General features: G+C 66.4%; 2 protein-coding genes. Both read left to right on the top strand.

Annotation, left to right across the window (positions count from 1 at the left end; all coding sequences use genetic code 11):
* Nucleotides 1-529, top strand: a 529-nt coding sequence (locus ACUN9Y_RS22050; protein ID WP_445462897.1) for a TRAP transporter small permease subunit, incomplete at its 5' end; no start/stop codon positions are given.
* A partial coding sequence (locus tag ACUN9Y_RS22045; RefSeq protein ID WP_445462896.1) for a TRAP transporter large permease occupies nt 529-1,828 on the top strand: 1,300 nt, incomplete at its 3' end. The genes ACUN9Y_RS22050 and ACUN9Y_RS22045, both read left to right, overlap by 1 nt.

The following is a 1,828-nucleotide window of genomic DNA, read 5'->3' as shown; positions in this document are numbered from 1 at the left end:
GATTCGCAGCGGCTTCGACCGGATCGTCGTCGCCGCGGCACGCGGCGCGGCCTGGCTGGTGTTCATCGCCATGGCGATCAGCGTGTTCGAGGTCATCATGCGCTACGGCTTCGACTCGCCGACCTCCTGGGTCCACGAGTCCGTGGTCATGCTGGTGGCCATCAGCTTCTGTCTCGGCGGCCCCGCGGCGCTGGCCTCCAATCGCCATATTCGGGTCAAGGTGCTGTACGACGCCGTCGGCCCGCGCTGTCGCCTGTGGCTCGACCGCTTCAACGACCTGGTCACCTTCGGCTTCTGCCTGGGCATGTCCTACGCCGCCTACGTGATGTTCTGGAGCGCCTCCCACAACCCCATGGGCGAGTGGAGCCTTGAGCGCTCCGGGACCTCCTGGAACCCGCCGTTCCCGGCCCTGGTCAAGGGCATGATCCTGCTCGCGCTGGCCATCATGTGCGTGCAGGCCCTGATCCATCTGGTGCAGTCGATCAAGGGCAAGCCGGCGCCCCAGCCCACTGACGACGGAGCCGCCTGATGGATATCGCTGACGCAACGATCCTCCTGGTCGGCGCGATCTTCGCGCTGCTCATCACCGGCCTGCCGCTGGCCTTCATCACCGGCCTGGTGGCGCTGTGCTTCACCTTCGGCTGGTTCGGTCCCAATGCCTTGCCGCTGGTCACCAGTCGGGTCTATGGCTTCGTCACCGAGTACTCGCTGGTGGCGGTGCCGATGTTCGTGCTGATGGCGTCGTTACTGGACCGATCGGGGATCGCCAAGGACCTGTTCAACGCCATGCGGGTGTTCGCCGGGCGGCTGCCCGGAGGGGTAGCGGTCCAGACCGTGGTGGTGGCGTTCTTCCTCGCCGCCCTGTCCGGGATCATCGGTGGCGAGATCGTGCTGCTCGGCATCCTGGCCCTGCCGCAGATGCTCAGGCTCGGCTACGACAAGCACCTGTCCATCGGCGTGGTCTGCGCCGGCGGGGCGCTCGGCACCATGATGCCGCCGTCCATCGTGCTGATCATCTATGGCCTGATCGCCAGCGTGTCCATCGCCGACCTGTTCACCGCCGCCATCACCCCCGCGGTGATCCTGATGCTGTCCTACATCGGCTACGTGCTGGTGCGCTGCCTGAGAAACCCCGCGCTGGGGCCGCCCATGACCGAGGCCGATCGCAAGGAAGGCTTCGCCTCCCGGGGCGCGGCGCTGCGCGCGATCATCGTCCCGGGCCTGATCGCTGGGCTCGTGCTGGGCTCCATCTACGGCGGCGTGGCCTCGGTCACCGAAGCCGCGGCCATGGGCGTGTTCGGCGTGCTGCTGGCGGTGGTGGCCCGGGGGGAGTTCTCGTTCAAGACCATGCACGAGAGCCTGTCTCAGACGCTGGTCACCTGCGGCATGATCATCTGGATCGGCATCGGCGCGGCGGCGCTGGTCGGGGTCTACAACCTGATGGGCGGCAACCGCTTCATCTCGAGCCTGATCATGGGTCTGGACGTGGCGCCCATCGTCATCATCCTGGTGATGATGGTGATCCTGCTGGTGCTCGGCATGTTCCTCGACTGGATCGGGGTGGCGATGCTGACCCTGCCGATCTTCGTGCCGATCATCACCGACCTTGGCTATAGCCCGATCTGGTTCGGCATTCTGTTCGCGGTGAACATGCAGGTGTCGTTCCTGTCGCCGCCGTTCGGCCCGGCCGCCTTCTATCTCAAGGGGGTGGCGCCACCGGAGGTCAGCCTGAAGGACATCTTCGTCTCGGTGCTGCCCTTCATCGCCCTGCAGCTGTGTGTGCTGGCCGCCTTGCTGGCATGGCCCGACATGGCGCTGTGGCTGGTGG

The organism is Halomonas sp. V046 (assembly GCF_052645355.1).
This window is presented reverse-complemented; position numbering and strand designations above follow the sequence as displayed.